At 64.1% G+C, this 23325-nt stretch carries 20 protein-coding genes; 10 read left to right on the top strand and 10 right to left on the bottom strand.

The window, feature by feature from the left end:
• Positions 1 to 24: 24 nt before the first annotated feature.
• A complete protein-coding gene (locus tag NKI05_RS19845) occupies positions 25 to 723 on the bottom strand; it encodes a PIG-L deacetylase family protein (protein ID WP_023816342.1) in 699 nt (232 codons plus the stop codon).
• A 26-nt stretch (positions 724 to 749) separates the two neighbouring features.
• Between NKI05_RS19845 and NKI05_RS19840 the strand changes: the two genes are divergently transcribed.
• The 5 genes from NKI05_RS19840 to nhaA all read left to right on the top strand — a co-directional run bounded on the left by NKI05_RS19840 (position 750) and on the right by nhaA (position 7698).
• Positions 750 to 1640, top strand: a complete 891-nt coding sequence (locus tag NKI05_RS19840; RefSeq protein ID WP_352792979.1) for a DMT family transporter — start codon at positions 750 to 752, stop codon at positions 1638 to 1640.
• A 40-nt stretch (positions 1641 to 1680) separates the two neighbouring features.
• Positions 1681 to 4143 carry an ATP-dependent helicase HrpB gene (gene hrpB / locus NKI05_RS19835; RefSeq protein ID WP_352792977.1) on the top strand — a complete coding sequence of 821 codons (2463 nt, stop codon included), beginning with the start codon at positions 1681 to 1683 and terminating at the stop codon, positions 4141 to 4143.
• Positions 4144 to 4175: 32 nt separating this feature from the next.
• A complete protein-coding gene (locus tag NKI05_RS19830; RefSeq protein ID WP_023692667.1) occupies positions 4176 to 5501 on the top strand; it encodes an ActS/PrrB/RegB family redox-sensitive histidine kinase in 1326 nt (441 codons plus the stop codon).
• 86 nt (positions 5502 to 5587) lie between these two features.
• Complete coding sequence (locus NKI05_RS19825) at positions 5588 to 6151, top strand: ActR/PrrA/RegA family redox response regulator transcription factor (RefSeq protein WP_023672848.1); 564 nt, start codon at positions 5588 to 5590, stop codon at positions 6149 to 6151.
• Positions 6152 to 6510: 359 nt separating this feature from the next.
• Positions 6511 to 7698: a Na+/H+ antiporter NhaA gene (gene nhaA, locus NKI05_RS19820; RefSeq protein ID WP_352792975.1), complete on the top strand. Its 1188-nt coding sequence runs from the start codon at positions 6511 to 6513 to the stop codon at positions 7696 to 7698.
• Positions 7699 to 7751: 53 nt separating this feature from the next.
• On the opposite strand, the gene NKI05_RS19815 is transcribed toward nhaA, so the two are convergent.
• On the bottom strand, positions 7752 to 8252 hold the full coding sequence (locus tag NKI05_RS19815; RefSeq protein ID WP_352792973.1) for an MmcB family DNA repair protein: 501 nt from the start codon (positions 8250 to 8252) through the stop codon (positions 7752 to 7754).
• 565 nt (positions 8253 to 8817) lie between these two features.
• Positions 8818 to 8988, bottom strand: coding sequence for a hypothetical protein (locus NKI05_RS19810; RefSeq protein ID WP_352792971.1), 171 nt, complete (start codon positions 8986 to 8988; stop codon positions 8818 to 8820).
• Positions 8989 to 9153: 165 nt separating this feature from the next.
• Between NKI05_RS19810 and NKI05_RS19805 the strand changes: the two genes are divergently transcribed.
• Positions 9154 to 9474 (top strand): hypothetical protein, encoded by a 321-nt coding sequence (locus NKI05_RS19805; protein WP_023736191.1) that lies wholly within the window; start codon positions 9154 to 9156, stop codon positions 9472 to 9474.
• Between the two features lie 381 nt (positions 9475 to 9855).
• Here the strand turns inward: NKI05_RS19805 and cueR are convergent, their stop codons facing one another.
• The gene (gene cueR, locus NKI05_RS19800) at positions 9856 to 10272 is read right to left on the bottom strand and encodes a Cu(I)-responsive transcriptional regulator (protein ID WP_023672853.1); all 417 of its coding nucleotides are present in this window, start codon (positions 10270 to 10272) and stop codon (positions 9856 to 9858) included.
• 238 nt (positions 10273 to 10510) lie between these two features.
• Between cueR and NKI05_RS19795 the strand changes: the two genes are divergently transcribed.
• Complete coding sequence (locus NKI05_RS19795) at positions 10511 to 11128, top strand: L,D-transpeptidase (RefSeq protein ID WP_023692663.1); 618 nt, start codon at positions 10511 to 10513, stop codon at positions 11126 to 11128.
• A gap of 182 nt (positions 11129 to 11310) precedes the next feature.
• Here NKI05_RS19795 and NKI05_RS19790 read toward each other — a convergent pair whose 3' ends face one another.
• The 6 genes from NKI05_RS19790 to NKI05_RS19765 all read right to left on the bottom strand — a co-directional run bounded on the left by NKI05_RS19790 (position 11311) and on the right by NKI05_RS19765 (position 19252).
• Complete coding sequence (locus tag NKI05_RS19790) at positions 11311 to 11880, bottom strand: NifU family protein (protein WP_023685140.1); 570 nt, start codon at positions 11878 to 11880, stop codon at positions 11311 to 11313.
• A 201-nt stretch (positions 11881 to 12081) separates the two neighbouring features.
• Positions 12082 to 12573 (bottom strand): universal stress protein, encoded by a 492-nt coding sequence (locus tag NKI05_RS19785; protein ID WP_023672856.1) that lies wholly within the window; start codon positions 12571 to 12573, stop codon positions 12082 to 12084.
• Positions 12574 to 12674: 101 nt separating this feature from the next.
• Positions 12675 to 13742, bottom strand: a complete 1068-nt coding sequence (gene trpS, locus NKI05_RS19780) for a tryptophan--tRNA ligase (RefSeq protein ID WP_023725837.1) — start codon at positions 13740 to 13742, stop codon at positions 12675 to 12677.
• Positions 13743 to 13914: 172 nt separating this feature from the next.
• Positions 13915 to 15522: a murein biosynthesis integral membrane protein MurJ gene (gene murJ, locus NKI05_RS19775; RefSeq protein ID WP_023685138.1), complete on the bottom strand. Its 1608-nt coding sequence runs from the start codon at positions 15520 to 15522 to the stop codon at positions 13915 to 13917.
• Between the two features lie 58 nt (positions 15523 to 15580).
• A complete protein-coding gene (locus NKI05_RS19770) occupies positions 15581 to 18376 on the bottom strand; it encodes a [protein-PII] uridylyltransferase (RefSeq protein ID WP_023715570.1) in 2796 nt (931 codons plus the stop codon).
• 33 nt (positions 18377 to 18409) lie between these two features.
• Entirely contained in the window at positions 18410 to 19252 is an 843-nt protein-coding gene (locus NKI05_RS19765) for a glycosyltransferase family 25 protein (protein WP_023690024.1), read from the bottom strand.
• A 176-nt stretch (positions 19253 to 19428) separates the two neighbouring features.
• On the opposite strand from NKI05_RS19765, the gene NKI05_RS19760 reads away from it, so the two are divergent.
• From NKI05_RS19760 to NKI05_RS19750, 3 genes are all read left to right on the top strand, one after another.
• A complete protein-coding gene (locus NKI05_RS19760) occupies positions 19429 to 21942 on the top strand; it encodes a heavy metal translocating P-type ATPase (RefSeq protein WP_023816977.1) in 2514 nt (837 codons plus the stop codon).
• Between the two features lie 43 nt (positions 21943 to 21985).
• A complete protein-coding gene (gene copM, locus NKI05_RS19755; protein ID WP_023685134.1) occupies positions 21986 to 22369 on the top strand; it encodes a CopM family metallochaperone in 384 nt (127 codons plus the stop codon).
• 92 nt (positions 22370 to 22461) lie between these two features.
• Positions 22462 to 23307, top strand: coding sequence for an aldo/keto reductase (locus NKI05_RS19750; RefSeq protein WP_023685133.1), 846 nt, complete (start codon positions 22462 to 22464; stop codon positions 23305 to 23307).
• The last annotated feature ends 18 nt before the right edge of the window (positions 23308 to 23325 follow it).

The following is a 23325-nucleotide window of genomic DNA, read 5'->3' as shown; positions in this document are numbered from 1 at the left end:
CCGGACGGCTCGCCCGGAAGTTGCTTAGCCGGGGTCGCCTATAATTTTCGTCTGCGGCGTCACCGGCCGAACAGGGGGCGCGGGCGGCAGCAGCGCGCGGATGTCGGCGAAGGGAAATGTCGGCTCGAATCGGAAGGCCTCGGCCAGGGAGCCGGGAACGCTGTTGCATTGCCCGGCGCGAAACTCATTCTGGACGCGCGCTCTGTCGACATATTGCTCCGGCCACTGCGACTGGTGCGCTCGGATCGCCTGCGTCTTGATATCGCCGTAGGCGGAAATGTCGACGTAATGCGTCGGCGCAAAGCCGGTGCCGCCCATCGTGTCGGCATGCAGCACGGGGACGCCGAACGAGGCCGCGATGCGCACGCTGTCCGACAAAGCACGATGGTCGGCGTGATAGTCGTTGGGGGCATGCGTGATCACCAGATCCGCCGCGGTCTCGCGTATCAGCGCTTTCAGCGAAGCGATCAGTGCCGCATCAGCCACCAGTTCGCCGTCGGGAAAGTCGAGAAAGCGAAGGGTTGCGCCGAGCAGCGCCGCAGCGGCCGCCGCCTCGTCGCGGCGGACACGAGCCAAAACGCTCGGGTCGCCCATGCCGCCCCTGGCGCCATCCGTGGCCACGGCAAAAGTCAGTTCTGCGCCTTGCGTGGCATAGGCAGCCAGCGTACCGAACATGAATATCTCGATGTCGTCGGGATGCGCGCCGAGCGCCAATACCTTCACTGCACTCTCCCCGGAAATGGAAAAACGTGACGAACGGAATCCTGCTCGCCCTCATCGCCTATGCAAGCTATTCGTGCAGCGATGCCGTTATCAAGAGCCTTGGCGGACAGTTCACCGTCTTCGAGATCGGCTTCTTCATCACGCTGTTTGCCGGCTGCTTCCTGTTTTTCAGCCGCCCAGTCGGTGAGCGCTGGCGCGACTTCTGGCGCACCGGGCGGCCATGGGCGGTGCAGGCCCGCGCCTGGGCCGGCATCGCCTCGGGCGTGCTCAGCGTCTACGCCTTCACCACCATTCCGCTGGCCGAGACCTATGCACTGATCTTCCTGGCGCCGCTTTGCGTTACCATTCTCTCGACCGTCATCCTGAAAGAAAAGGTCGGTCCATGGCGCTGGCTGGCGGTGGTTGCCGGCTTTGCAGGTGTCATGCTGGTGGTGCGGCCAGGTTTTCGCGAGTTGCATCTCGGACACCTTGCCGCCTTCACGGTGGCCTTCCTCGCCGCGGCCAGCGTCATCCTGATGCGGTCGCTCACCCAGCAGGAAAAGCGCACCACCATGCTCGGCGTGCTCATCGGTTACGGGCTGCTGTTCAACGGGGCCGGCACCATCGCCACATCGTTCACCCTCCCCAACGCCATGCAGCTGCTGTGGCTGGTGCTGGGCGGCGCCTTTACCGCCGGCGGCCAATTGCTGCAGCTGCTGGCCGCCAAATACGCACCGGCCAACCGCATCGCGCCGACGCATTATTCGCAGATCGTCTGGGCGGTGATCCTTGGCGCGCTGTTCTTCCAGGAGTATCCGGACTGGATATCGCTGGTCGGCTTGGCCGTCGTCGGCGCGTCCGGCCTGCTCACCATGGTGCGCGAGGAGGTGCGGCTGGGCACGGTGCGCTGGAACCCGTTTTCACGCACAAGGCTTTGAGCCGTTGCACGGTTGTGGTGACCGCTGATATGCGGACGCAATGACGACGAGATCCTTGCCGGAGCTTCCGGTATCCGCCGTGCTGCCGGCCCTGAGCCAGGCGCTCGGCTCCGGCAACAGCGCCGTTCTGGTGGCGCCGCCCGGCGCCGGCAAGACGACGCTGGTGCCGCTGGCGCTGCTCGATGCGCCCTGGCTGGTCGCCGGCAAGATCGTCCTGCTCGAACCGCGCCGGCTCGCCGCCCGCGCCGCCGCCCGCCGCATGGCCGAATTGCTTGATGAAGAGCCTGGCGCCACCGTCGGCTATGCCATGCGCATGGAAAACCGCACATCGGCCCGGACAAAAATCCTGGTCGTCACCGAAGGCGTCCTGGCGCGCATGATCCTAGACGATCCCGAGCTGCCCGGCGTCTCGGCGGTGATTTTCGACGAATTCCACGAGCGCTCGCTCGACGGCGATTTCGGCCTGGCGCTGGCGCTCGACGTGCAGGGCGCGCTGCGGCCGGATTTGCGGCTGCTGGTGATGTCGGCAACGCTCGATGGCGCGCGCGTCGCGAAACTCCTGTCCGGCGCCCCGGTGATCGAAAGCCAAGGCCGTGCGTTCCCCGTAGATGTCAGATACGACGAGCGGCCAGCCGGCGTTCCCATCGAAGACGCCATGGCCAAGGCGATCCGCTCCGCTCTTGCCGGCGAGAGCGGCAGCGTGCTCGCCTTCCTGCCCGGCCAGCGCGAGATCGAGCGCACGGCCGAGCGGCTGCAGGGCCGCCTCGGCGCCGACACCGACATCGTGCCGCTCTACGGCCAGCTCGACAACAGGGCGCAGGATGCAGCCATCAAACCGGCGCTGCCGGGCCGCCGCAAGGTGGTGCTGGCGACGTCGATCGCCGAGACCTCGATCACCATCGACGGCGTGCGCGTCGTCATCGATTCCGGCCTGTCGCGGCTGCCGCGCTACGAGCCGGCAAGCGGCCTGACCCGGCTGGAGACGGTGCGCGTTTCCAGGGCGTCCGCCGACCAGCGCGCCGGCCGCGCCGGGCGCACGCAGCCAGGCGTCACCATCCGCCTCTGGCGGGCCGAGCAGACGGCGGCCCTTCCCGCGTTCACCCCGCCCGAGATTCTGGAAGCCGACCTGTCCGGCCTGCTGCTCGATTGCGCCGCCTTCGGCGTCGCCGATCCGGCGAGCCTGTCCTTCCTCGACCCGCCGCCGGCCCCGGCGCTCAACGAGGCGAGGGCGCTGCTCATGGCGCTGCACGCCATCGACGCGGCCGGACGGCTGACGGAGCAGGGCGGCGCGATGCGCAAGCTGGCGCTGCCGGTAAGGCTGGCGCACATGGTCGCCGAGGCGGCAGGCACCGGCCACGCGCTCGAGGCTGCGATGCTAGCCGTCCTGCTCACCGAGCGTGGTCTCGGCGGCGACGGCGCCGACCTCGAACGGCGCTTGATGCGCTTCCGCACCGAAAAGTCACCGCGCGCCGTTGCGGCAAGGCAGTTGGCCGAGCGGCTGGCGAAGCAGGCGGGCGGCGCCAAGAGCAGCGAAGCCGCTTCTGCCGGTCTTTTGCTCATCCACGCCTGGCCGGACCGCGTCGCCAGGGCGCGCGGCGAGCGTGGCCGTTTCGTGCTCGCCAACGGCTCCGGTGCAATGGTCGACGCCGCCGATCCGCTGGCCGGCGAGACCTGGCTGGTCGTCGCCGATCTGCAAGGCAAGGCGCAAAATGCCCGCATCACGGCGGCGGCAGCCGTCGACGAGGCCGACATCCGCGCCGCACTCTCCGACAGCATCGAGACGCGCCGCGAGACAAGCTTCGACCGCGAGCGGCGCGCGGCGCGCGTGCGCGAGACCGCCAGGCTCGGCGCCATCACTTTGTCGGAGCGCATGCTGCCCGCACCAACTGGAACAGACGCCGACCGCGCCATAACAGATGCCTTGCGCGAGCACGGCCTGTCGCTGCTGGAATGGGGCAAGGACGGCGAGACGCTGCGCCAACGGCTCGGCTGGCTGCATCGCGGCCTCGGCGCGCCTTGGCCCGATGTTTCGGAACCCGCCCTGCTCGAAGGCCTCGACGACTGGCTGCTGCCGTTCCTTTCGGGCAAGGCATCCTTCGCCGCGATCGATCCCGGCGTGCTGTCGTCAGGCCTGATGGCGCTGGTGCCGCACGAATTGCAACGCAAGGTCGGCACACTGGCGCCGACCCATTTCGACGCGCCCTCCGGCAGCCATGTGCCGATCCGCTATGACGGCGAATGGCCGGTGCTGGCCATCCGCGTGCAGGAACTGTTCGGCCTTGACCGCCATCCGGCAATCGCCAACGGCACCGTGCCGCTGACGCTCGAGCTGTTGTCGCCGGCGCACCGGCCGATCCAGACGACGCGCGACCTGCCCGGCTTCTGGCGCGGCTCCTGGGCCGATGTGCGCACCGACATGCGCGGCCGCTATCCCCGCCATGTCTGGCCGGAAAATCCGCTGCTCGCTGCGGCCACCGCCCGCGCCAAACCGCGAGGGACCTAGCGCTCGTCCTTTCCCGGCTATAATCCTTGGCCATGATCAACATCGTGCACGCGCCAGACTTCCAGCAAAGCCAGCGGCTGCGCCTCAACACGCTGATCCGGCTGCGCTGGCTGGCCATCGTCGGCCAGAGCCTGGCGGTGCTGGTCGTCGCCTATGGGCTCAAATTCCCGCTGCCGGTCAGCCTCTGCTTCGCGCTGGTCGCCTGCTCGGCCTGGCTTAACCTGGTGCTGACCTTCCGCTATCCGGCAGCGCACCGGCTGACCCCGTTCTCAGCCTTTTTCATCCTGACCTTCGACAGCCTGCAGCTTGCCGGCCTGCTCTTTTTGACTGGCGGCCTCACCAACCCGTTCTCGGTGCTGATGACCGTGCCCGTCGTCATCTCGGCGGCGTCGCTGCCGCTGCGGCTGACTGCGGTGCTCGGCGCGCTGGTCATGGCGGCGGCCACGTTGCTGGTCTTCTTCCACCAGCCGCTGCCATGGTACGAGGGCGCGCCGCTGCCCATGCCATTCATCTATGTCGCCGGCATATGGATGGCGGTGTTTTCCTCGATCGCCTTCACTGCCATCTATGCCTTCCGCGTTGCCGAGGAAGCCCGCCTGCTCGCCAATGCGCTTGCCGCCACCGAACTGGTGTTGCAGCGCGAGCAGCATCTGTCGGCTCTGGATGGGCTTGCCGCCGCCGCCGCGCACGAACTCGGCACGCCGCTCGCCACCATCGCCCTTGTCTCCAAGGAGATGGAAAAGGCACTTGGCGACGACCCAAAATACGGTGAGGACGTCAAACTTCTGCGGTCGCAGAGCGAGCGCTGCCGCGAGATCCTGAAGCGGCTGACCAGCCTGTCCTCCGAGGGTGAGGCGCATCTGTCGCGTCTGCCGCTGACTTCGCTGGTCGAGGAGGTGACGGCGCCGCACCGCGATTTCGGCATCTCGATCAAGCTTCGGCCGGGCGAGCGCGTCGGCCCCGAACCGGTAGGACGGCGCAACCCCGGCGTCATCTACGGCCTCGGCAATCTCGTCGAGAACGCGGTCGACTTCGCCCGCAACAGTGTAACGGTGCGATGGAGTTGGGACGAACTCGACGTCACCTTCTCGATCATCGATGACGGGCCGGGCTTTCCCCCCGAAATCATCGACCGCATCGGCGAGCCCTATATGTCGACGCGCCAGGGCAACGAAGCCGGCGGTGGCCTGGGCCTCGGGCTGTTCATCGCCAAGACCTTGCTCGAACGCTCCGGCGCCACGCTCGATTTCCGCAATTCGAGCGGGCTGGGCGAGGGCGCCATCGTGCAGATATCGTGGCCCCGCACCGTCTTCCTTAACCCGGAATCGGTGGGGATCTCGATGTTCGACACCGCGTAAAAGCCTTGGCGGAGGCGGCAAAATTGGACAATGGCGTTCAGGAACTATATCTGCGTAAAATTAAGGCAGCAGGATTTTTTAAGATAATGACTGGCGAAGAAGCAATTGGCGCAATGGTCGAAGGCGAGGACACCTCGCTGCTCATCGTTGACGACGACAAGCCGTTCCTGACGCGGCTGGCCCGCGCCATGGAAACCAGGGGTTTCGTGGTCGAGACGGCCGAGAGCGTCGAGGAGGCGGTGGCCAAGGCGCGCGCCCATCCGCCGGCCTATGCGGTGGTCGACATGCGGCTCGGCGACGGCAACGGCCTCGACGTCGTCGCCGCCATCCGCGAGAAGCGCGACGATGCCCGCACCGTCATCCTCACCGGCTACGGCAACATCGCCACCGCGGTGACCGCGGTGAAGCTCGGCGCCATCGACTATCTGTCGAAGCCGGCTGACGCCGACGACGTGTTTGCAGCGCTCACCCGCACCGCCGGCGAACGCGCCGCCCCCCCGGAAAACCCGATGTCGGCTGACCGGGTGCGCTGGGAACACATCCAGCGCGTCTACGAAATGTGCGACCGCAACGTGTCGGAAACCGCGCGCCGGCTCAACATGCATCGCCGCACGCTGCAGCGGATACTCGCCAAGCGCGCACCACGCTGAGGTTCACGCGCCGGCGGCGCCGGCCGCCAATTGCCGACCTCAGCGCTGCCCCTCACCTGCCTGCCGGCGTCCTCTCCCCGTATAGAGACGGGGGAGAGGGGCGCTCTCATCGCCGGCTTCGCCAATCGCCGGCGTTGCAGGAGACGACGGCGAGGCTGAAGCTGCTGTCCAGCCGATAGATGGGTAACACTTTGAACCGGATACATAGGTGACACTTCTCTCCCCCTATGCGTCCGCCGCAGCGCCAAGCGGATTGGTTGGGGCGGCGCCAACGCTGGAAACAGTTGCGCTTGCCGTGCCATCGACCTTTGCCCATCATCGGCAATAACGCCGCCGGAAAACCCGGCAACGGAGCACAGATGCGCGACAAGCAGCCGAAATCCATCCTTCGCGAATTCCTCGACGGCGAGGCGGCGGGGGGCATCATCCTGATGATTGCGGCAGCCCTTGCGCTGATCGTCGCCAATTCACCATTGGCCGAAACCTATTTCGCCGCTCTCCACGCCTATCTCGGCCCGCTCAGCGTGTCGCACTGGATCAACGATGGGCTGATGGCGGTGTTCTTCCTGCTGGTCGGCCTCGAGATCAAGCGCGAGATGCTCGACGGCCAGCTCTCGACCTGGCCGCGCCGCGTGCTGCCAGGCGTCGCCGCCGCCGGCGGCATGCTGGTTCCCGCACTGGTCTATGTCGCCATCAACCGCAACAACGCCGCCGCGCTCTCCGGCTGGGCGATCCCGACCGCCACCGACATCGCCTTTGCGCTCGGCGTGCTGTCGCTGCTCGGCAGCCGCGTGCCGGCCTCGCTGAAAATCTTCCTTACCGCGCTCGCCATCATCGACGATCTCGGCGCCGTCATCATCATCGCCATCTTCTACACAAGCGCCCTGTCGTTGGCCTATCTCGGTGCGGCCTTCGCCGTCATCGCGGTGCTCATCGTGCTCAACCGCATGCGGGTGACGACGCTGACGCCCTATATCGTTCTGGGCGCCGTGCTGTGGGTGCTGGTGCTGAAATCGGGCGTGCATGCCACGCTGGCCGGCGTCGCGCTGGCGCTCACCATTCCGCTGAAAATCTCTGACGGCAGCGGCCACGATCTCGACCATTCGCCGTTGCACCGGCTTGAACACGGCCTGCACAAGATCGTGCCCTTCTTCGTCATCCCGATCTTCGGCTTTGCCAATGCCGGCGTGTCGCTGGCCGGCCTCAGCGCCTCTGCCCTGGTCGAGCCGCTGACGCTCGGCGTTGCCGCTGGCCTGGTGCTGGGGAAGCTGGTCGGCGTCTTCGGCTCGTCCGCGCTTGCCATCCGGCTCGGCTTCGCCGACCTGCCGGTCAATGCCGGCTGGCTGCACATGATCGGCATTTCGCTGCTCTGCGGCATCGGCTTCACCATGAGCCTGTTCATCGGCCTGCTCGCCTTCGCCAACGACATGGCGCTGCAGGACGCCGTCAAGGTCGGCATCCTGGCGGGGTCCTTCGTTGCAGCGCTGCTGGGTGCCGCCGTGCTCCTGATGGCGCCGGCGGCAGGGGTGGAGGAGGTGGTGGAGTAGGTGTTCTTGGGTTCCTCGCCCCCGCAAAGCGGGGCGAGGAACTTGAGCTTCGTCTACTCGCTCTCTCCCGCCAGCGCCGGCACCGCCACACCCGCCAGCTCCGCCGCCAGCAGCCGCGCCGCACCCGCCCGTGCAATGCGCAGCATCAGCGCCTTGCGCGTTGCTGCGGCCATGCGGTGCTCGGGCGCATCGCGCAGAATCTCGGCGCCGTAGCCGTCGGACAGGATGAAGCCGCATTCCTCCGGAAAAATATCCGAGGGCACGCCGGGATGCGTGGCGAAGAAGAAGCGGTCGGAGTGCAGCCGGTAACCAGGCCATTTGCGGTCGACGCGAAAATCCTCGATCGAGGATTTGATCTCGATGATCCAGATGTCGCCCTGCCTGGTCAGCGCCACAAGGTCGGCGCGCCGCCCGGTGGCCAGCGACAGTTCGGGCAGCACATGCATGCCCATTTGCATCAACAGCCTCTGCACGCCGCGCCGCACCAGCATGGCGCGTTCGGACTGGCGGCCATCGATCAGGGGATTGAGGGGAATCGGCGAAATGATCGGCATGGCACCCACCATGCCAGATTTTGTTCACGGTTTGAACCTATGCTTGGGCAAAATCCCGATTGACAAATTCGGCCAGATAGGAATATAATCCTGCTACGATTGATGATCCGAGAGGCATGTCACGTCATGGGCCAGGCGCTACGGGAAGTACTGCGGACAATACTGCGTTGGATCGAATCTCTGATCGGTGTCATCTCCGCGTTTGTGAGAAGCGGGATGGCCGAAAAGGTCCTGAAGTCTCGGATGAGCGAGGTCCGGCCGCTTATGTCACTGCCCGAAGCGGCCTTGCCTTCGCCCGGCCTAAGCCCGCCATATCATCAAAAATCGAGGCAGTCAGGGCCTGTTATCGCCGCGGCAAGCGTGGGCCAGTTCTGCAGAGGGCCCATGTCCCGCAACAGCCGTTGCACGCCACGCCGCACCAGCATAGCGCGTTCCCGACTGGCGGCTATCAGGGCGGATGCATACGAAACCTTGTAAATGACCAAGCCGTATACGAAACGACGACTCGTAAGGTTAGGCGGAATTTGGTTCCGAAATTGGTAACTTCCCTACGGCTGGGTAGCTCCTAGAGCCATTTGATGGCTCCCAGGATCAGCACGACAATAACTGCCATCACTAATTCCAGACCAGGCCTGACCTGCGCACGAAGTTGCGGTGAAAACCGGCATGCCAGCAGGACGCCAAGCCCACCACCGAGCGGCGTTAGAACCTTGTCGATAAACTCAACGGGATTCATGTCTTGACCCCCAAACCCAAGCGCGAGACTAGCAGAGCCAAGGTCGTGAGCAAATGGGTTTGTCAACCATACAATCACCTTTCGCAGGGCGACTATATACTTTACAACGCGCCCTGCGGATTGATCCCCGCTATGCTTGAGATAAGCTACCGGGAGGCAAAGCATATGAAGCGTAGAACCGCACTCACCGCGCTGCTCGTATCGTTGGGCACGATAGGCCTAATCTTGCTGGGGATTGGCCTTCTTGCTAGCGCGGGAATCGTAGCTGAGAAGGGTACTTGGCCGCATATTGTAGGTGGCTTCACTGCGGTATTGATGATGCCGATAGCTTTTGTGGCGTTTCTGTCCTGTATGTTTTCAGTTCTGACCACCCTTCTTTTTGCGGCTCTGCGGCGAGAGAAGCTGATCCCCTATCTCAGAGCGTGGCCATTCAAGTTTTTGCTCTGGAAGGAAGTCAGAGAAGAGTTTGAACCTACCTCAAGCTAGGTCTGCTTCTTACTCGTTCGGTCTGAAGGTGGCGGTCGCTTTCGGATTTTGACCCCAGCATCCGCGCGCCTCATCAGACGATTATTCGGTTGCCAAACCTGGGTGACGGCTTGGTCCGAGCGTCTTCCGCGATCGCACCATATTCGTCTGGGTGCAGTCTGGTATTGATCCACAGCGGCCCTATGTCGTGCCGATCGACTTCCGTTCTTAGCTATAAATCGGCCGGACTAAAGTCTTACGTCGTGAGCGCGAAGGTCTGATGTAACCGCTTTGGTTCCGTTCTTGTCCATTGGACGTTCCGTAATTTTAGCCAAATGAGATATAGACCTTTGGAGGTTTTTCTTGCGCGTCCGGCGCCCAGTCTATCCCGGCGCCCGTGCTTCAAACCGTGGCCCGCCTGTCTGCGGCCTGCGCAGCCCCCGCAATGTCATCCAAAATCGGGCAATCCGGCCGGTCGTCACCATGGCAGGCCTGGATCAGCGTCTGCAAGGTCGTGCGCATCGACTGCAGCTCGCGCACTTTTTCCTCGATGGCGCTGACATGGGCGGCGGCGATCTCGCGCACATCGTGGCTGGCGCGGCTGCGGTCCCGGTAGAGCGCCATCAGCTGGCGGCAATCGTCGATTGAAAAGCCGAGGTTGCGGGCACGGCGCAGGAAGGCCAGCCGATGGATGTCGTCGCTGGAATAATCGCGATAGCCATTGCCGGCGCGCGCCGGCGCGATCAGGCCGATCTCTTCATAGTAGCGGATGGTCTTGGCCGGCAGGCCGGACCGCGCCGCGGCATCGCCTACATTCATTGTGATTCCTCGATGTGGTTCCCTGTTTCTAGGCTATCCGACAGGGCCGCCCATTGTTTTTCCTTCACAATCCCGTGAGTCCTGTTGCCGAAATGCCATAGTTGACGGCTTACCGGCACGTAAGCTCCTGCATATAGGCATCGCGCGCTTGGCAAGCAAAGCAAATGCCAGCATGAATGATTTCAGGAAAAGCGGCCGTAACGTGTCGCGACATCTTGGCGGGGCATCGGACCATTTCATGCGCATGAAGTCATTTGCAATCGTCGCCGCACTTGCGTTGTCGGCCGCGATCTCGGGTTGCAGCACGATCGGCTCGCAACTGTTCACCAACAACTACGGTTCGGTGAACGATGCAGGCTACCAACTGCCGCGCATCCCGATCGAGAGGGTGCCGCTGAAGTACCACCGGCAAGAGGTGAACTACGACACCTCGGAAAAGCCGGGCACCATCGTCGTCGATACCCAGAACAAGTTTCTCTACTTCGTCGAAGGCGACGGCCGGGCGATCCGCTACGGCATCGGCGTCGGCCGCGAAGGCTTTGAATGGCACGGCACCGCCCATATCGCGCTGAAGCGCGAATGGCCGACCTGGACGCCGCCGCGGCAGATGATCCAGCGCCAGCCGGAGCTAGCGAAGTTCGCGAGCGGCATGGAGCCGGGCTTGAAGAACCCGCTCGGCGCGCGCGCCATGTATCTGTTCAACAAGGGCGGCGACATGGGCTACCGCCTGCACGGCAGTCCGGAATGGAATTCGATCGGCAAAGCGATGTCGTCAGGCTGCATCCGGCTGATGAACCAGGACATCATCGACCTCTACGACCGCACTTCGGTCGGTGCCAAGGTCATCGTGATGTAGGACCTTGATCCGGAACCGAGGTCCACGAAAGCGAAAAGTGGAACCGGTTTTCGGGAAGATCAAGGTCAAGATAGGCGTTACCCTTCGTACGCGGACCGTCTAGGCAACAACGGACGTCCAAAACAGAAAACCGGGCAATCTGGCCCGGTTTTTTGTTGCTCGCTCGAATGCGTGAAGGGGTCTTAGGAGACCTGCTCGACCTGCTGTACTTCCGGCACGAAGTGGCGGAGCAGGTTCTGGATGCCGTGCTTCAGCGTCGCCGTCGAGGACGGGCAGCCGGCGCAGGCGCCCTTCATGTGCAGGAACACGGTGCCGTTCTCGAAGCCGCGGAAGGTGATGTCGCCGCCATCCTGGGCAACCGCCGGGCGCACCCTGGTGTCGAGCAATTCCTTGATGGTGATGACCAGTTGCTCATCGGCCTTGTCGTAGAATTCGCCGGTCTGGCTGGTCTCGGCAGCGGGGCCGGCGTTGACCATGACGGGCGCGCCCGACATGAAATGCTCCATGATGGCGCCGAGGATGGCCGGCTTCAGGTGCTGCCAGTCCGGGCCGTCCTTGGTCACGGTGATGAAGTCATAGCCGAAGAAGACGCCGGTCACGCCGGGGATCTCGAACAGGCGGCCGGCCAGCGGCGAGGCGCTGGCTGCACTGTCGGCGTCGCGGAAATCGGCGGTGCCTTCGACAAGCACTTCCTTGCCGGGCAGGAACTTCAGCGTTGCCGGGTTCGGCGTCGATTCGGTCTGGATGAACATGGCCGTCTCCGTGCCCCAGTCGGGCAGCTAGTTTGGAATAGTTCTAAATAGGCTCAATCTGCTGGACATTCAAGCGAAACGCATCGCTCAAAATGGCTGGCTGGCGGAATGTTTTTACTGGCTGGGGATGAATCCCGCGCGGGCTATAAATCCAGGATCGTGATGTTATCCGAACCGCTTCACACTTTCCGGCATCACTCTCTATGCGAGGCTGTCGATCTCCTCGTCGGAAAGGTTCTGCGGCACCACTGTGACGGGAATAGGGAAGGCGGCGCCCTTGCCGGCAACAGCCCCGACCAGCGGCCCGGGTCCTTCCTTGCCGGCACCTGCCGCCAGCACCAGGATGGCGATGTCCTGGTCTTCCTCGATCAGCTTGTGGATCTCCTCGGTCGGCTTGCCTTCGCGCACCACCATCTCGGGCTCGATGCCGAGCTTCTGGCGCACCTTGTTGGCGTAGCCGTCGAGTGCCGCGCGCGCCGTGGCGTTGGCTTCCTCGCGCATGATCTTCTCGACGCCCAGCCAGTGCTGAAAGTCGTCCGGTGTGATGATGTAGAGCAGCACCAGCGTGCCGCTGGTGCTCTGCGCCCGCTTGGAGGCGTACGCGACGGCGCGCTCGCACTCCGGCGTGTCGTCGATGATCGTCAGGAATTTCCTGCGATGGCCGGCTTCGCGACTGAGGCGTTTGGAGACCATGTCTATCTACTCGATGTTTTCGGCCGCAATCTGCCACCGCGACAGACCGGCGGCAAGCCGCCGGCCTTGGGCCAGAATGGTGCGGTGCACTGACGGTAGGATCAGCCCTGCAACAGGCCTATAATGTCGCGTACCGTCTTCATCGTGGTCTCAGCCAGCGCGCCGGCGCGTTCGCCGCCGTCTCTCAGCACCGCGTCGACATGGGCGCGGTCGCCTTCGATGCGGCGCATCTCGCCGGCGATCGGCGCCAGTTTTTCCACGGCAAGGTCGGCAAGCGCCGGCTTGAACACGGAAAACTGCTGGCCGCCGAACTCCTTCAGCACGTCCGCCTTCGACATCTCGGCCAGCCCGGCATAGATGCCGACCAGGTTTTCCGCTTCCGGGCGGCTTTCCAGGCCGTCGACTTCGCTTGGCAACGCTTCCGGGTCGGTCTTGGCCTTGCGGATCTTCTTCGAGATGGTGTCGGCATCGTCGGTCAAATTGATACGCGACAGGTCGGACGGGTCCGACTTCGACATTTTCTTCGAACCGTCGCGCAGGCTCATGATGCGCGCCGCCGGCCCGCCGATCACCGGTTCGGTTATCGGGAAGAACCCGTTTACCGTCTCCTCGCCGACCTGCATCTCGACGCCGACGCCAAGGCTGGCGATGCGGCTCGAAAAGTCATTGTTGAACTTTTGCGCGATGTCGCGGGTCAGCTCCAGATGTTGCTTTTGATCCTCGCCCACCGGCACATGGGTGGCGCGGTAGAGCAGGATGTCGGCCGCCATCAGTGAGGGATAGGCTAGCAGGCCCAGCGAGGCATTTTCGCGGTCCTTGCCGGCCTTGTCCTTGAACTGCGTCATCTTGTTCATCCAGCCGATGCGCGCCACGCAGTTGAAGATCCAGGCAAGCTCGGCATGCTGCATCACCCGCGACTGGTTGAAGACGATGTGCTTCTTCGGGTCGATGCCGGAGGCAAGGAAGGCCGCGGTGATCGAGCGGGTCTGGTCGGCGAGGTCGTCATGGACGAGCTGTGCCGTCAGCGAATGCAGGTCGACGACGCAATAGATGCAGTCTGACGTGTCCTGCAGGGCGACGAATTTCTTGATGGCGCCGAGATAGTTGCCGAGATGCAGATTGCCGGTCGGCTGTACCCCGGAAAAGACGAGCTGTTTGAAGGCGGTCATGATGTCCTCATGGCTTGTGGAGGGCCGTATAAGCGTGATTCCGAAAAGTTGCAGACTTTTCGGAGCCAATCACGCGGCTGGAAACCACGCGCGGCGAAAGTCTTGCGACGGCGCGCTTATGGACGAAGGGGCGGAGAGGATCAAGACCGGTGTTGCTGTTAGCTCGCCCGGACTATTCGTCCAGATCGGCGTTTGGCGCTGGCGCCGCTGCCTTGCCCGAGCCGCGTTTCACATTGCGCCGGATCATTCCGAAATCGGCGCCGCCGGTGGCGAAAGCCGTGACGAAGTAGAGCAGCGCCCCGCCGGCCACCAATGAGAGAAGCGTCACGGCCTTGATCACCAGTGGCGAGCCGGGGCCGAGCCTGACGGCCAGCCAATGCTCGGCGAAATAGAGCGCCACCGCCATCACCGCCGCCGACAGCACAAGACGCGGAATGCGCTTCAACAGCGGCACGTCGCGGCCCCAATGGCCACGTCGGATCAGCACCGCAAGCAGCATCACCGCGTTGACCCAGCCGGCGACGGCCGAGGCCACCGCAATGCCGGGCGCGCCCATTTTGGGGAACAGCGTCAGCGCGGTGATCACGTTCACGCCGACCGAGATGGCGGCGAACATCATCGGCGTGCGCGTGTCCTCGCGGGCGAAATAGCCGGGAGTGAAGGCCTTGATCAGCACGAAGGCCGGCAGGCCGAGGCCGAAAATCGCCAGGATCGCGGCCACGGTCGGCGTCGAGCCGTTGGCGGCGAAGGCGCCGCGCTCATAGACCAGCCGCACGATCGGCTCCGCCATTACCCAAAGGGCCGCCGCCGCCGGCAAGGTCATGAACAGGGTGAACTCGACCGAGCGGTTCTGCAGATTGGCCGCCTCGACCAGATTGCCCGATTTCAGCGCCCGCGACAGCTCCGGCAACAGCACGATGGCCACCGCGACGCCGACGACGCCGAGCGGCAGCTGGTAGATGCGGTCGGCGTAAGCAAGCGACGACACGGCGCTGTCCTGCGCCGACGCGATCGCCGTGCCGATCAGCTGGTTGATCTGGGTGATGCCGCCGGTGATCGCCGCCGGCAGCGCCAGGATCAGCAGGCGCTTGACGTTGGGCGTCATCTTCGGCCGGCGAAAACCGATGGCGATGCCGGCATTGCGCACAGCCACCCAGACAATGGCGAGCTGTACCAGCCCCGCCGCCAGCACGCCCCAGGACAGGCTGAAACCAACCTCACGGGCATCCATGCCGTGGTACCAGGCGTAGCCGAGCACGCTAATCAGGATGATGTTGAGGAATGCGGGCGCCACGGCAGCCGCGAAATAGCGGCGCAGCGAATTCAGCATGCCGGCCATCATGGCTGCGAGCGACATGCAGATGAGATACGGGAACATGATCGTCGCCAGCAGGACGGTCGTCTCGAATTTGCCCGGCGTGTCGGCAAAGCCCGGCGCCACGAGATAGCGCACGATCAGCGGCATCGCCAATTCCATGACGATGGTCAGCGCCAGAAGTGCGGTGAACAGGACGCCGAACACTTCCTCCGAAAAGCGCTTGGCGCCGTCGGTGCCGTGAGTCTCGATCTCCTTGGCAAACAGCGGCACGAAAGCGGCGTTGAAGGCGCCTTCGGCAAACAGCCGGCGAAACGTGTTGGGAAACTGAAAGGCGGCGTTGAAGGCGTCCGCCACCGGCCCGGTGCCGAGTGCGGCCGCCATCAGCATTTCGCGGCCAAAGCCAAGGGCGCGGCTCATCAGCGTGCCGGACGCAACCGTGGCGAATTTCTTGACGAGGCTCATGCGCGGGGAGATTGCCTGGATGATTGGGACAAAGGGGGTGATTGGGACAAAGTGATGGTCACTCGGCCGCCGCCTTGGCCTTGCCGCCGCGCTCTGGGACAACGCCTTCAAGCGCCGCGATCAGCCTGGCGTGGATGGTGGCGGTGCGTGCCGGGTTGTCGATCTTCTGCCCCGTAAGGTCGGTGACATAGAAAGTGTCGATCACCTTCTCGCCGAAGGTGGTGATGTGAGCCGAGGCGATGTCGAGCGAGAGATCGGACAACGCACTGGTGATTTCCGACAACAGCCCAGGCCGGTCCAGTCCCTCGACCTCGATCACCGAAAACCGGTTCGACAGCGTGTTGCGGATTTCGGCGCGCGGCGGAATCTTGAACACCTTGGCGCCGCGCCGCGGCCGGGTGCGCTTCTCGATCATCTCCGGCAGCCAGCTCTTGCCCGACAGCACGTCCTCGATCAGCCGGCCGACGCGCTCGGCGCGACGGCGCTCATCCTCATCGCGGTCGAATTCCCGTGAGATCAGGATGATGTCCAGCGCGCGGCCGTCGGACGTGGTGAAGATCTGCGCGTCGACGATGTTGCCGCCGGCGCCGGCACAGGCGCCGGCAATAACCGAAAGCAGGCGCGGATGGTCCTGCGCCAGCACGGTGATCTCGGTCACCGCCTCGAATTGGTGGGTCCTGACCACGGTGGCGAGCTTCTTGCCTGCCGCGTCGGCTTCGCGAATGAATTCGGCATGGCGCAGCTGATCGGGGAGGTCGACCGTCAGCAGATAGTTCTCGTAATGCAGGCCGACATAGCGCTTGCGGGCCTTGTCCGGCCAATCGGCCAGCGCCTCGGCCAGCCGCTCGCGCGCCGCCGCCGTCCGCTTGGCGCGCGACACTTCCGAGAAGCCGCCGGTCAAAAGCAGTTCGGTCTCGTAGTAGAGCGTGCGCAGGAGCTGGCCCTTCCAGCCGTTCCACACGCCCGGCCCGACACCCCTGATGTCGCAGACGGTCAGGATCAACAGCATTTTTAGCCGCTCAACCGATTGCACGATCGAGGCGAAATCCTCGATCGTCTTGCGGTCGTTGAGGTCGCGCGTCTGCGCCGTCATCGACATCACCAGATGGTTCTCGACCAGCCAGGCGACTGTCTCGGTGTCGGCCGCCGACAGCCCCATATGCGGGCAGATGCGGCGCGCGATCCGGGCGCCGGCCTCTGAGTGATCCTCCGGCCGGCCCTTGGCGATGTCGTGCAGCAGCACCGCGACATAGAGCGCCTCGCGGCTCTTCTCTAGCCCCGGCATCAGCGTGTGCGAGAGCGGATGCACCTTTTCGCCGTCGCCGCGCTCGATCTCGGCCAAGACGCCGATGCAGCGGATCAGGTGCTCGTCCACCGTATAGTGGTGGTACATCGAGAACTGCATCATGGCGACTATTCTGCCGAAATCGGGGATCAGCCTGCCGAGCAGGCCGGCCTCGTTCATGCGCCGCAAATTAAGCTCGGCATTGCGGTCCGAGGTCAGGATGTCGAGGAACAGCCGGTTGGCCTCCTCGTCGCGCCGCAGCGACTTGTTGACCAGACCGAGCGAGCGGGTGAGCAGCTTCAGCGCATCGGGATGGAACTCCAGCCCGTGCTTGTCGGCGAACCAGAACAGCCTGAGCAGATTGACCGGGTCGCGCTCGAACACGCTGTCGTCGGCGACGTTGATGCGGTGATTGTCGACAATGAAGTCCGACGTGCCTGCCAGCTTGCGCTTGCGGCGCTGGAAGGTGAGGAAGATGCGGTTGAAGCCGGGCACATGCTTGGCCTGCTCTTCCTCGAGCGCGGCGCAGAAGATGCGGGTGAGGTCGCCGACATCCTTGGCGACGAGGAAGTAATGCTTCATGAAGCGCTCGACCGCCGACAGACCGGGATGGGTGGTGTAGCCCAGCCGTTCGGCGATCTCGCGCTGGATATCGAAATGCAGCCGTTCCTCTGGCTTGCCGGTGAGGAAATGCATGTGGCAGCGCACCGCCCACAGGAAGTCTTCGGCCTTCTGGAATTCGCGGTACTCGGCCTCGGTGAAGACACCTTTCTCGACCAATTCCTCGCCGGTGCGCACGCGATAGAAGTATTTGGCGATCCAGAACAGCGTCTGCAAATCGCGCAGGCCGCCCTTGCCGTCCTTGACGTTGGGCTCGACCAGATAGCGGCTTTCGCCGGCCTTGGCATGGCGATCGTCGCGTTCGGCGAGCTTGGCCTGCACATATTCCGGTCCGGTGGTGCGCACCACTTCATGGTCGAAGCGAGCGAGCAATTCGTCGAAGAGCTTCTGTTCGCCCCACAGGAACCGCGCTTCCAGGATCGTGGTGCGGATGGTGATATCGCTGCGCGACAGCCTGAGACACTCGTCGATGTTGCGGGTGGCGTGGCCAACCTTCAACCCGAGGTCCCACAGCATATAGAGCATATATTCGACGATCTGTTCGCCCCACGGCGTCTGCTTGTAGGGCAGCAGGAACAACAGGTCGATGTCGGAGCCCGGCGCCAGCGTGCCGCGGCCATAGCCGCCGACGGCGACGACCGCCATGCGCTCTGCGGTCGAGGGGCTTTTCACCCGGTAGACGTGGGTCGCGGCGAACTCGTAGAGGGCGCGGATGATCTCGTCCATCAGATGCGACAGCCGGGCGGCGCAGGCCGTGCCGCTGCCATCGTCCATCAGCATGCGCTCGGCAACCTTGCGGCCCTCGGTCAGCCGATCCTTCAGCAGCCGGAGCGCACCGACGCGCGCGCCGGGCTCGATGCCGCTGGCCGCCGAGATCAGCGCCGTCATGTCGCGGCGCAAAGCCTCGCTGTCGATCAGCGCGTCGAGCTTGAGGGAGATTTTTGCCATGGATTGCCGGTGGGCCTCGCCTTTGCGCGGCGTCTATAGCGCGTTTTCACGGCGCTGTGTATGGGGCGGACGGACGCGTCGGCCGCGATACCAGAAAGGGATGATCATCTCGCGCCGGAGCCGGAAGAGATCGGCGATCTGCCGCGTCAACCGCCTGGTCTCGATCCTTACCTTGGCGGTGATTGGCCTGGGGCGCCGTTTACCTATCCCGCTTGCCACCCATTCCTCTGTTCGCTCCTGCTTGAGCAGGCTTGGCAATCTCACCGGACTGTCGCCGAGGAATTGTGCCTGCAGGCACAATGCTGGGACGAGTTGGTAAATGACCTTGTCGGACGAGGTAGCAAAACGCGGATTGAAGATGAGGTGATCGACGGGAATGCTGATCTCATTCGTTGCCGCAAGAAGGTCCCGCGCGGCCTGTCTGGACAGGATGTATCCCGCCGTACCGATATGGAGCCCGTGCAGTCTGCTCGCAGAAAAACCGTGGCCGCAGGCAACTTGCTTGCGTGAAATTACGGTCCGGTTGAAGAACGTTTCCAACTTGACGATGTCCGCATCGGCGGGAATCCAGCCCGCATCGGCAAGCAAAGCGCCGGCTTTGTCCGGGAAAACGACATCGTCCTCGAAAATCGCCGCGTAAGCATCCTCACCTGCAGCGATCGTCGACCAACACTGTTGGTGGCTGAGCAGGCAGGCAATCTCGGCGTCGGCCAGGCGCAAATGCTTCTTGCCCTGCGGCATTTCGGCCAGATCCGGCCGATCTCGCGCATCGATGGCGGCGACCCGCTCGAAGGCGATGCCGATGCGCGCGAACTCCGCCGTTACATGGGCGAGGCGATCGCGGGACCGATCGAGATTGATAATCAGGCATTTCATTTGGGTGGGATCGATGCAGTGGGACGCGCGTCCATAGCATGGGAACAAAGTTGCGTAAGCGATTTTCCCTCGATGTGCGCGATGACGGCCACGATCGAAAAGTGGAAATCGCCCCTTGACCTTCCAGTTACTGGAAGCACTACCTCCTCACCCAGACAGATATAAGGCACTTTTCGATGGCGCATTCCGAGCATCACCACCACGCGCACGCGGCCGATGGCAACTGCTGTACGGCAAAGGCTGCTGAGCCGGCCGCCGAAGCAGTGGTGCGCGATCCGGTCTGCGGCATGAGCGTCGATCCGGCAGCCGGTAAGCCGACGGCCGAGCATGGCGGCCGTCTCTTTCACTTCTGCAGCGAGGGTTGCCGTACGAAATTCGTCGCCGGGCCCGAAAAATACCTGACCGCCACCGACCCCGTCTGTGGCATGAGTGTCGACCGCGCTACCGCCAGGCATTTTTTCCGCCACGAAGGCCAGGGTTTCTATTTCTGCTCGGCCGGCTGCCGGGCGAAGTTCGAGGCCGAGCCGCAAAACTATCTCGGTGACAGGCCGACGCCGTCGCCAGTGCCGAAAGGCACGCAATACACCTGCCCGATGCACCCCGAAGTGATAAGAGACAAGCCCGGCTCCTGCCCGATCTGTGGCATGGCGCTTGAGCCGATGGGCGTTCCCACTGGCGATGAGGGCCCGAACCCCGAACTGGTGGACTTCACCAGACGGTTCTGGGTCAGCGCGGTGCTGTCCGTGCCGCTGCTGATCGTTGCCATGGCGCCGATGCTCGGCCTGACGTTCCAGGCGTTTGTCGACGGGCGAACGATGGTCTGGCTGGAATTGGCGCTGGCCAGCCCGGTGGTGCTGTGGGCAGCCTTCCCGTTCTTCCATCGGGGCTGGGAATCGGTGGTCAACCGCAGCCCCAACATGTGGACGCTGATTTCGCTGGGTGTGGGTGCGGCCTACCTCTACAGCGTCGTCGCCGCACTGTTTCCGGACATCTTTCCGCATCAGTTCCGTGGCCATGGCGGCACCGTCCCGGTCTATTTCGAGGCAGCTTCCGTCATCGTCGCGCTGGTATTCCTCGGTCAGGTGCTCGAATTGCGGGCGCGCGAAAAGACCGGCTCGGCCATCCGTGCGCTGCTCGGCCTGGCGCCGAAGACGGCACGGCTGATCGGGGAGGACGGCTCCGACACCGACGTGCCGCTCGATGCGGTCAAGACCGGCGACCACCTGCGCCTCCGTCCAGGCGACGCCGTGCCGGTCGACGGCATCGTAACGGAAGGCCGTTCCTCCATCGACGAATCGATGATCTCGGGCGAGCCGCTGCCGGTCGAAAAAACGAAAGGCGATGCCTTGACCGGCGGCACGCTCAACAAGAACGGTTCGCTGATCATGCGCGCCGAAAAGGTCGGCTCCGAAACGACGCTTTCGCGCATCGTCGAGCTGGTCGCAAAGGCGCAGCGTTCGCGCGCGCCGATTCAAGGTCTGGCCGATCGCGTCTCCTTCTACTTCGTGCCGGCCGTCGTGCTGGTCGCGCTCGCGGCCTTTGCCGCCTGGGCGATCCTCGGTCCCGAACCCAGCTTGATCTTTGCCATCGTCTCGGCGGTCTCGGTGCTGATCATCGCCTGCCCCTGCGCGCTCGGCCTGGCGACGCCGATGTCGATCATGACCGCCACCGGGCGCGGGGCGCACGCGGGCGTGCTGATCAAGGACGCGGCCGCGCTTGAGCGCTTCGCTTCGGTCGACACGTTGATCGTCGACAAGACCGGCACCTTGACCGAAGGCAAGCCTCGCTTGACCGATGTCGTCGCTGCCGAAGGCCTGTCCGAGAATGAGTTGCTGGCGCTCGCCGCCGGGCTGGAAAAAGGCTCGGAGCATCCGCTGGCCGAGGCCATTGTCGGCGGCGCCGGCGAACGCGGCCTGACGCTCATTGAGGCCGGCGGCTTCGACGCCGTCACCGGCAAGGGCGTATCCGGCACAGTGTCTGGCAGGAAGGTTTCGCTCGGCAACGCCGCCATGATGGCCGATGTCGGCATCGACACCGCTTCCCTGTCGGCCAGGGCCGAGGCGCTGCAGGCAGAAGGCAAGACGGCGATGTTCGTTGCGGTGGACAAAAGACTGGCCGGCATTGTCGCGGTCGCCGATCCGGTCAAGGCAACGACAGCCGAGGCGATCAGGGCGCTGCACGACAGAGGCTTGCGGATCATCATGGCGACCGGCGACAATGAACGCACGGCGCGCGCCATCGCCAAAAGCCTTGGCATCGACGAGGTGCGCGCCGGCCTTCTGCCGGAACAAAAAGCAGCCCTTGTCGAGGAGTTGCGTGCGAAAGGTGCCGGCATCGCCATGGCCGGCGACGGCGTCAACGACGCGCCGGCCCTGGCCAGCGCCGATGTCGGCATCGCCATGGGCACCGGCGCCGATGTCGCTGTCGAGAGCGCCGGCATTACGCTGGTCAAGGGCGATCTCAACGGCATCGTCAGGGCGCGAACGCTCGCCCAGGGGACGATCCGCAACATCCGCCAGAATCTGTTTTTCGCCTTCCTGTACAATGTGCTTGGCGTGCCGGTTGCCGCCGGCGTGCTCTATCCGCTCACCGGCACGCTTTTGTCGCCGATGCTGGCGGCGGCGGCCATGAGCCTGTCTTCGGTTTCGGTCATCGCCAACGCATTGCGGCTGCGGACGTTGAAACTCTGAGCAAAGCCCCCAGATACGAATTTCAATCAACAGGAGATCATGGATGACCTTGGCTAAGAAAATCGTGCTTTTGATGATGGCGGCGGGAATGCTGCTTGCCGTTTTCCTCGAAAGCGTCCCGGCGCAATCCGAAGAGATGAAACACGACATGGGCGCGATGGGCGCGCAAGGTCCTTCGACCGACGGCTACAAGGCGGCGATGGACAAGATGCACACCGACATGATGATCGAATATTCCGGCAATGCCGATGTCGATTTCGTGCGCGGCATGATCCCGCATCATCGGGGCGCGATCGACATGGCCAAGGTGGAACTCGCCAATGGCAAGGATCCCGAAATCCGCAAGCTGGCCGAAGATGTCATCGCCGCGCAGGAAGCCGAGATCGCCAAGATGCAGGCCTGGCTCGCCGCCCATCCGGCGAAGTAAGGCAGCAACGGCCATGCCGGAGAGATTCATTCTGGATTTCTCTCCGTGCTTGTGATGCCATTCGCATCGATTACACGGCGCCAGGAGCCCACATGCCATCGACGATAAGAGCCACCACACTGCCTTCGGGCGAGGCCGTCCAGGTGCTGGGACAGGGCACATGGAAGATGGGCGAGGATTCCCGCCGCCGCGCCGGCGAGGTCAATGCCCTGAAGCTCGGGCTGGACCTCGGCATCACGTTGATCGACACCGCTGAAATGTATGCCAGCGGCGGCGCCGAGGAGGTGGTAGCGGAAGCCATTGCCGGGCGCCGCGACGAACTCTTTCTTGTCTCCAAGGTATTGCCGTCCAATGCCTCGCGCGCCGGCGTGGCGCGGGCCTGCGAAAACAGCTTGAAGCGCCTGCGCACCGACCGCATCGATCTCTATCTCCTGCACTGGCCGGGCAGTGTGCCTCTATCTGAAACCGTCGAGGCTTTCGAGGCGCTGAAGGAGGCCGGCAAGATACGCCACTGGGGTGTCAGCAATTTCGACACCGACGAAATGGAGGAGCTGACCGGCCTGTCGTCTGGCAATCATGTCCAGACCAACCAGGTGCTCTACAATCTGTCGCGGCGCGGCCCCGAATTCGATCTCGCACCGTGGAGCCGGCAGCGCGGCATCCCGCTGATGGCCTATTCGCCGGTCGAGCAGGGCGCGCTGGCGCGCAATTCCAGGCTGGAAACCATCGCCGCCCGCCACAACGCCACGGCAGCACAGATCGCGCTTGCCTGGGTGATGGCGCAGCCCGGTGTCATCGCCATCCCGAAGGCGAGCAGCCAGGAGCATGTCCGCCAGAATGTTGCCGCGCTCGACATCGAGCTGACGGCCGAAGACCTCGCCGAACTCGACCGCGCCTTTCCACCGCCGACGCGCAAGCGCGGGCTGGAGATGATCTAGATTGGAACGGGTTTCGAC

Source organism: Mesorhizobium sp. M0771, assembly GCF_040320155.1.
Classification (GTDB): domain Bacteria; phylum Pseudomonadota; class Alphaproteobacteria; order Rhizobiales; family Rhizobiaceae; genus Mesorhizobium.
Note: the sequence above shows the minus strand (reverse complement) of the source record. Positions and strands in the feature narration are given on the sequence as shown.

What these genes read in the sequence shown, in the direction of transcription:
- NKI05_RS19785 (WP_023672856.1), bottom strand. Translation starts at nt 12,573, where the DNA reads ATGGTCTCCAAACGCCTCAGTCGCGAAGCCGGCCATCGCAGGAAATTC.
- nhaA (WP_352792975.1), top strand. Translation starts at nt 6,511, where the DNA reads ATGCGCGACAAGCAGCCGAAATCCATCCTTCGCGAATTCCTCGACGGC.
- NKI05_RS19830 (WP_023692667.1), top strand. Translation starts at nt 4,176, where the DNA reads ATGATCAACATCGTGCACGCGCCAGACTTCCAGCAAAGCCAGCGGCTG.
- copM (WP_023685134.1), top strand. Translation starts at nt 21,986, where the DNA reads ATGACCTTGGCTAAGAAAATCGTGCTTTTGATGATGGCGGCGGGAATG.
- hrpB (WP_352792977.1), top strand. Translation starts at nt 1,681, where the DNA reads ATGACGACGAGATCCTTGCCGGAGCTTCCGGTATCCGCCGTGCTGCCG.
- NKI05_RS19825 (WP_023672848.1), top strand. Translation starts at nt 5,588, where the DNA reads ATGACTGGCGAAGAAGCAATTGGCGCAATGGTCGAAGGCGAGGACACC.
- trpS (WP_023725837.1), bottom strand. Translation starts at nt 13,742, where the DNA reads ATGACCGCCTTCAAACAGCTCGTCTTTTCCGGGGTACAGCCGACCGGC.
- NKI05_RS19805 (WP_023736191.1), top strand. Translation starts at nt 9,154, where the DNA reads ATGAAGCGTAGAACCGCACTCACCGCGCTGCTCGTATCGTTGGGCACG.
- NKI05_RS19815 (WP_352792973.1), bottom strand. Translation starts at nt 8,252, where the DNA reads ATGCCGATCATTTCGCCGATTCCCCTCAATCCCCTGATCGATGGCCGC.
- NKI05_RS19790 (WP_023685140.1), bottom strand. Translation starts at nt 11,880, where the DNA reads ATGTTCATCCAGACCGAATCGACGCCGAACCCGGCAACGCTGAAGTTC.
- NKI05_RS19750 (WP_023685133.1), top strand. Translation starts at nt 22,462, where the DNA reads ATGCCATCGACGATAAGAGCCACCACACTGCCTTCGGGCGAGGCCGTC.
- NKI05_RS19760 (WP_023816977.1), top strand. Translation starts at nt 19,429, where the DNA reads ATGGCGCATTCCGAGCATCACCACCACGCGCACGCGGCCGATGGCAAC.
- murJ (WP_023685138.1), bottom strand. Translation starts at nt 15,522, where the DNA reads ATGAGCCTCGTCAAGAAATTCGCCACGGTTGCGTCCGGCACGCTGATG.
- NKI05_RS19810 (WP_352792971.1), bottom strand. Translation starts at nt 8,988, where the DNA reads ATGAATCCCGTTGAGTTTATCGACAAGGTTCTAACGCCGCTCGGTGGT.
- NKI05_RS19765 (WP_023690024.1), bottom strand. Translation starts at nt 19,252, where the DNA reads ATGAAATGCCTGATTATCAATCTCGATCGGTCCCGCGATCGCCTCGCC.
- cueR (WP_023672853.1), bottom strand. Translation starts at nt 10,272, where the DNA reads ATGAATGTAGGCGATGCCGCGGCGCGGTCCGGCCTGCCGGCCAAGACC.
- NKI05_RS19770 (WP_023715570.1), bottom strand. Translation starts at nt 18,376, where the DNA reads ATGGCAAAAATCTCCCTCAAGCTCGACGCGCTGATCGACAGCGAGGCT.
- NKI05_RS19795 (WP_023692663.1), top strand. Translation starts at nt 10,511, where the DNA reads ATGCGCATGAAGTCATTTGCAATCGTCGCCGCACTTGCGTTGTCGGCC.